Source organism: Streptomyces sp. NPDC005485 (assembly GCF_040606085.1).
Taxonomy (GTDB): Bacteria; Actinomycetota; Actinomycetes; order Streptomycetales; family Streptomycetaceae; genus Streptomyces.
On sequence record NZ_JBEXDZ010000060.1, the window covers coordinates 43,876 to 50,343 of the forward strand.

Annotated in this window: 6 protein-coding genes; 3 read left to right on the plus strand and 3 right to left on the minus strand. The window is 69.5% G+C overall.

All coding sequences use genetic code 11. From position 1 onward, the window contains the following. Positions 1–40 precede the first annotated feature (40 nt). The 3 genes from ABZS97_RS21340 to ABZS97_RS21350 all read right to left on the minus strand — a co-directional run bounded on the left by ABZS97_RS21340 (position 41) and on the right by ABZS97_RS21350 (position 3,083). The gene (locus tag ABZS97_RS21340; protein ID WP_356139857.1) at positions 41–1,045 is read right to left on the minus strand and encodes a Gfo/Idh/MocA family oxidoreductase; all 1,005 of its coding nucleotides are present in this window, start codon (positions 1,043–1,045) and stop codon (positions 41–43) included. A 74-nt stretch (positions 1,046–1,119) separates the two neighbouring features. Continuing rightward, entirely contained in the window at positions 1,120–1,890 is a 771-nt protein-coding gene (locus ABZS97_RS21345) for an SDR family oxidoreductase (protein WP_356139858.1), read from the minus strand. A gap of 14 nt (positions 1,891–1,904) precedes the next feature. Further along, entirely contained in the window at positions 1,905–3,083 is a 1,179-nt protein-coding gene (locus ABZS97_RS21350; protein WP_356139859.1) for a phytanoyl-CoA dioxygenase family protein, read from the minus strand. 110 nt (positions 3,084–3,193) lie between these two features. On the opposite strand from ABZS97_RS21350, the gene ABZS97_RS21355 reads away from it, so the two are divergent. The 3 genes from ABZS97_RS21355 (at position 3,194) to ABZS97_RS21365 (ending at position 6,418) form a co-directional block, all read left to right on the plus strand. Next, positions 3,194–4,240, plus strand: a complete 1,047-nt coding sequence (locus ABZS97_RS21355; RefSeq protein WP_356139860.1) for a LacI family DNA-binding transcriptional regulator — start codon at positions 3,194–3,196, stop codon at positions 4,238–4,240. A gap of 347 nt (positions 4,241–4,587) precedes the next feature. Beyond that, positions 4,588–5,580, plus strand: a complete 993-nt coding sequence (locus tag ABZS97_RS21360) for a pectate lyase (RefSeq protein ID WP_356139861.1) — start codon at positions 4,588–4,590, stop codon at positions 5,578–5,580. 31 nt (positions 5,581–5,611) lie between these two features. Continuing rightward, a complete protein-coding gene (locus tag ABZS97_RS21365; RefSeq protein WP_356139862.1) occupies positions 5,612–6,418 on the plus strand; it encodes a pectate lyase in 807 nt (268 codons plus the stop codon). Positions 6,419–6,468 lie beyond the last annotated feature (50 nt).

Sequence of the window (6,468 nt, forward strand, 5' to 3'; positions counted from 1 at the left end):
AGGGCGTTGGGGCGCTCGGCTGTCGAGGCGACGGTGGGTTTCACCCCTTGCGGACGTCCTCCAGCCGGACCGGACGGTGTTCCGCCAGCGACAGGGTGCAGGCCTCCGCGATCCAGCTCGCCTCGACGGCGTCGGCCACCGTGCACGGCGAGGCGGAGCGGCCGGCGACCACCTCGGTGAACGCGGTGAGCTCGGCGCGGTAGGCGTCGGCGAAGCGGTCCATGAAGAAGGTGTGGGGCGTGCCGGCGGGGAAGGTGACGCCCGGCTCCACGGAGCGCAGCGGCAGCCGGTCCTCCAGGCCCACGGCGATGCTGTCCTTCATACCGTGCAGTTCCAGGCGTACGTCGTAACCGCGCGCGTTGTGGCGGGTGTTGGAGATGACGGCGAGCGTACCGTCGTCGAGCGTCAGCACCGCCGACGCCGTGTCGACGTCGCCCGCGGCCGCGATGAACTCGGCGCCGCGGTTGCCGCCCGCCGCGTACACCTCGGTGACCTCCCGGCCGGTGACCCAGCGCACGATGTCGAAGTCGTGCACGCTGCAGTCCCGGAAGATGCCGCCCGACACGGCGATGTAGGCGGCCGGCGGCGGCGCCGGGTCCAGGGTCGTCGAGCGGACGGTGTGCAGCGGACCGAGCTCACCGCTCACCACCGCCTTGCGCGCGGCCACACATCCGGCGTCGAAGCGACGGTTGTAGCCGATCTGCACCTCGACCCCGCTGTCCGCGACAGCGCGCAGCACATCGAGGCTCTCCTCGACGGTCCGCGCCACCGGCTTCTCGCAGAAGACGGGCACCCCCGCCCGCACGGCGGCGAGGATCAGTGACGGGTGCGCGTCGGTGGCCGCGGCGATCACGATGCCGTCCACCCCGGAGGCGAACAGCGCCTCGGGGGAGTCGACCGCCTTCGCCCCGAACCGCTCGGCCGCCGAAGCGGCGGCCGCCGCCACCGGATCCGTGACCACCAGCGAGTCCACCGCGTCGAGCCCGGCGAGGGTCGAGGCGTGGAAGGCGCCGATCCGGCCGAGTCCCAGGATGCCGATACGCATGAGAAGTTGCTCCTTCGAGCCCAGGGGAGGGAGGGTGTGTGGGGGAGTGGATCTTGTACGCCCGCTGGCGCGGGTCAGTCGAGTCCGCCGACGACGTTCTGGTCCCAGTCGATGACCGAGCCGGTCACCACGCCGCTGCGGTCGGAGAGCAGGAGTACGACGAAGTCGGCGATCTCGTCGACCTGCCCGAGCTTCCCCATCGGCAGGGTCTTCGCCGCCTTCTCCCGCCAGTCGTCGCCCGCGCCGTGGAACGCGCGCTGGATGGCGTCCTCGCCCTCCGTCTCGGTCCAGCCGATGTTCAGGCCGTTGATGCGGATCCGGTCCCAGCGGTGGGCGTGCGCGGCGTTGCGGGTGAGGCCCGCGAGTCCGGCCTTGGCGGCGACGTACGGCGCGAGGAAGGGCTGCCCGCCGTGCTCGGAGGACGTGATGACGTTGACGATCGTGCCCGGCGCTCCGCGGTCCACCAGATGGCGGACCGCCGCCTGCATCGCGAAGAAGGGCGCCCGCAGATTGATCGCGATGTGCGCGTCGAACAGCTCCGGCGTGGTGTCGAGGAGCGAACCGCGCGAGGTCAGACCCGCCGCGTTGACCAGGCAGTCGACCCGCCCATGAGCGGCCACGACCTGCTCGACGGCGCCCTGGGCCTGCGTGGGATCGGAAAGATCGGCCCGCACGAAGAGAGCGCCGGTCCGCGCCGTCAGCGGCTCGGCGACCTCGGCGCGGCGCCCCGTGAAGGCGACGGTCGCGCCCTCACGTACGGCCGCCCGCACGATGCCCGCGCCGACGCCCTGACTGCCGCCGTTCACGAGCACGACCTTGTCCCGCAGAAGTCCCTGGAGTCCCATGGGTGTTGGCTCCTTCAGTTCGTGCGGCGCGCGGCGCCGGCTCTGAGTTCCTGACGCAGCCGCTGCGGGGTCCAGCCCTCGGCGACGGCCTGCAATACGGTGTCCGCCTGGGACGGCGGCGCGAGTCCGCCGACCGGCGGGTCGAGATCCAGGTCGGTCGGGAAGGGATAGCCCTCGGCGCAGGCCGCGATCACCCGGCGCAGCCACCCCTCGTCGGCGCCCTCGTCCTTGCGGCGCAGCAGGACCGGGAAGAGCGCGTTCGCCGTCGCCTCCCGGTCGGCACTCTCCATCGCCCGGCCGAAGGCGGAGGAGATCTGCAGGAGGTTCGCCATGCGTCGGATGCCAGCCGAGCGGTTGTGACCGGCCGCGTGGAAGAGCGCCGGGTTGAAGAAGACGGCGTCGCCCTTGTCCAGCGGGAGCTGCACGTGACGGTCCGCGAAGTACTCGATGAACTCGGGGCGCCGCCAGGCGAGATAGCCGGGCTCGTACTTCTGCGAGTGCGGCAGGTACAGCGTCGGGCCGGACTCGACGGGCATGTCGCAGTGCGCCACCGCGCCCTGGAGCGTCAGGACGGGGGAGAGCCGGTGCACATGGGCCGGATATGCCGCCGCCTGTTCCTGGGAGAGGAAGCCGAGGTGGTAGTCGCGGTGCGGGCGCTGCGCCGCTCCTGCCGGGTTGACGACGTTGACCTGCGAGGTCACCTGGTAGCCGGGTCCGAGCCAGGCCTCGGCCGGCAGCGCCGTCATGTCGTTCGCGTAGTAGTCGGCGAACACGTCGGGCGCGCGGACGGCCAGTTTGTCGAGAGCTCCCCACACCCGGTCGTTGTCCCCCGGCTTGGCGAAGTGGTCGCCGCGGGCCCCGCCCGTCGCCCGCTCCTCCTCGATCAGCGCCTCGAAGACCTCGGTGGCCCGGTCCACGACCGCGGGTTGCGCGAACGCCCGTTTGAGGACCACGATGCCCGGCCCGTCCAGCAGAGCGCGCACGAACTCGTCCTGGACCGCCCGGCGGCCGGACGCGGTGACGACGGACTCGCGGATCCGGTCACTGTCGTAGAGCAGGACGTTCTGCTCGACCGCCTGGGCGGCGGGATAGGCGTGCGGCTCGGTGCGCTGCTCGACCAGCGCGCGGAAGTCGTCGAGACGGCAGTCCGCGTCAGTCAGCCAGGTCCGCGCTCCCGGGGCGTTCGCAGACATCAGGAATCCTTTCGAAAGACTCGGTCATGTGCCAGTCTCATGACCTCGAGCCCCTCATTCAATGCACGCAAGTCCATCAAAAACCCCTCAACGAAGTCCAGGACGCAGCCATGGCACACCCGTATCCGATCAGGGAGATCGCCCGTCAGGCCGGCCTGAGCCAGGCCACCGTCGACCGGGTCCTCAACGGGCGGGGCGGCGTAAGGGAGAGCACCGTCCGCGAGGTGCGCCAGGCCATCGACGATCTCGACCGTCAGCGCACTCAGGTGCGCATCGGGGGCCGTACGTTCATGGTCGACATCGTGATGCAGACACCGGACCGGTTCTCCGCAGCGGTGCGCGACGCCCTGGAGGCGGAACTGCCGTCCCTGCACCCCGCCGTCGTGCGCTCACGCTTCCACTTCCGGCAGACCGGACCCGTCGCGGAGCTCATCAGGGCCCTGGAAAAGATCGCCAGGCGCGGCACCCAGGGAGTGATCCTCAAGGCGCCCGACCTGCCCGAGGTCACCGCGGCGGTCGGGCGGCTGGTTGCCATGGGTATCCCGGTCGTCACCCTGGTCACCGATCTGCCGGGCAGCGCGCGGCTCGCCTACGTGGGCATCGACAACCGGGCGGCCGGCGCCACCGCGGCCTACCTGGTGCGGCAGTGGCTCGGCGACCGTCCCGGCAGCGTGCTCACCACGGTCAGCCGCGGCTTCTTCCGCGGTGAGGAGGAGCGGGAGATGGGCTTTCGCGGCGCCCTGCGCGAGGCGGCGCCCGCGCGGCGCCTGGTCGAGGTCACCGGCAGCGACGGCCTGGACGCCACCCAGCGCGAACTCGTCCTGGCCGCCCTCGAACAGGACCCGGAGATCAACGCGGTCTACTCCATCGGCGGTGGCAACGCGGCGACCGTCGAGGCCTTCGACGCGCTCGGCCGCGACCTCCACGTCTTCGTCGCGCACGACCTGGACCATGACAACCTCCGGCTGCTGGGGGAGGGGCGGCTGTCCGCCGTGCTCCACCACGACCTGCGGCAGGACATGCGCCGGGCCTGTCAGACGATCATGCGGGCCCACCACGCGCTGCCCGACGAAGGGCCCTTCCTCCCCTCGGCGATCCAGGTGGTCACTCCGTACAACATGCCGCCCGGGGCGACGGCGATGCCTTTCACCGGCTGACGGAGATCCCCTTGCCGTTTGCCGTTTGCCGGATGCGGCGCTGTGGCGTCGGCGGCGCAGGTGGCGGGGCCATCGGAGCCGTCCGGTACGGGAGTTGGCCGGATGTGTTCTGCGCGAAGCGTTGACTAGAAAGCGCTTGCCCCTTACGTTCCCGTTCAGCAGCGTGACTCATGTACGTCATCGCATGTACGAGATATGAGATCTCGGAGCCGCACCACCTGGGGAGTGCACACCCCAGTCTCGTCGCACCCCGTTCTTGGGTGTCGCTGCATGTTGCGCGAAGTTCAACATGGCGTACGTCGTTCGCGAATATGACCCACGGATTCCCCCCGAAGGGACACACCCGCATGCGTACTCTCCCCCCACACCTCCCCCCACGGAAGCGCTCCCGCCGGCTGTTCCTGGCGACAGCCGCGGCCGGGGCCCTGGCTGTCGGCACGGCCCTCGTCCTCCCGCAGAGCGCGGGAGCCGCCGAGACCGCGCCGATCGGCTTCGGCGCCGGGACCACCGGCGGGGGCGGCGCGTCCTCCGTCACGGTCAGCACGCTGGCCGCGTTCAAGACCGCGGTCACCGGCAACACGGCGAAGGTCGTCAAGGTCAACGGCCTGATCTCGCTGAGCGGTCAGGTCGACATCGGCTCCAACACCACAGTTTTGGGCGTCGGTTCGTCGTCCGGGTTCACCGGCGGCGGGCTGCGTCTAAAGAAGGTCACCAACGTCGTCGTCCGCAACCTGAACATCAGCAAGCCGGTCGCGCCGGCCGACGGCATCACCGTCCAGGCGTCGACGAAGGTGTGGATCGACCACAACGCCTTCTCGGCCGACCGCAACCACGACAAGGACTACTACGACGGTCTGCTCGACATCAATCACGGCTCCGACTACGTCACGGTGTCCTGGAACACCTTCAAGGACCACTTCAAGGGCTCGCTCGTCGGCCACAGCGACAACAACGCGAGCGAGGACACCGGGCATCTGCGGGTGACGTACCACCACAACTGGTTCAACAACGTCAACTCCCGCATCCCCAGCCTGCGGTTCGGCACGGGGCACTTCTACGACAACTACGTCGTCGGGGCCGAGACCGCGGTGCACCCGCGCATGGGCGCTCAGATGCTCGTCGAGAACAACGTGTTCCGCTCCACGACGGTCGCCGTCACCACGAACCGCGACAGCGATGTGGACGGCTACGCCAATCTCCGCGGCAACGACCTCGGTGGAGCCGCCACCGAGATCTCCCGGGTGGGCACGTTCACCAGCCCGCCCTACAGCTACACCGCCGAGCCCGCCTCGTCCGTCGTCGCCTCGGTGACGTCCGGCGCGGGCGCCGGAAAGCTCTGACCACCCCCCCTCTGGAAGAAGGCATCGGGACATGACTTCACCAGTACGTCCGCGCCCGCGAAGGCGCGCGCTCACCGGAGCCCTGGCCGCACTCGGGCTCTCGACTGTCATGATCATGACAGAAGGCGCTCTGACTCCGGCGAGCGCCGCGACCTGGCCCACCCCCAACGGCAGTCAGGCGGTCTCCTCCACCATCCCGGTCTCCGGCACCAAGGACTACGGGATGAAGCGCCTCTACGGCAGCGGTGACCTCGGCAGCGACAGCCAGGACGAGGACCAGGGGCCGATCCTGGAACTGGCCCCCGGCACGGTCCTGAAGAACGTCATCATCGGCGCGCCCGCCGCGGACGGCATCCACTGTCTGGGCAGCTGCACGCTGCAGAACGTCTGGTGGGAGGACGTCGGCGAGGACGCGGCGACGTTCCTCGGCTCGTCGTCGTCCAACGTCTACACCGTCTCCGGCGGCGGCGCGAAGGAAGCCAGCGACAAGGTGTTCCAGTTCAACGGGGCCGGAACGCTCAACGTGTCGAACTTCGCGGTGAAGAACTTCGGTACCTTCGTCCGCTCGTGCGGCAACTGCAGGACGCAGTACAAGCGGAAGATCAATCTCAACACCATCGAGGCGACCTACAAGGGCAGCAAGCTCGTCGGCATCAACACCAACTACGGCGACAGCGCGACCCTGAAATCCATCAGGATCCTCGGGGACACCAGCAAGAAGATCATCCCCTGCCAGAAGTACATCGGGAACAACACGGGCAAGGAGCCGACCACCAACGGCAAGGACGCCGACGGTACTTACTGCAAGTACGCGGCCTCCGACATCACCTACGGCTGACGGTCCTTCCCCTTGGTGACTGGGCGAACCGGCCCTGCACGCCGGTTCGC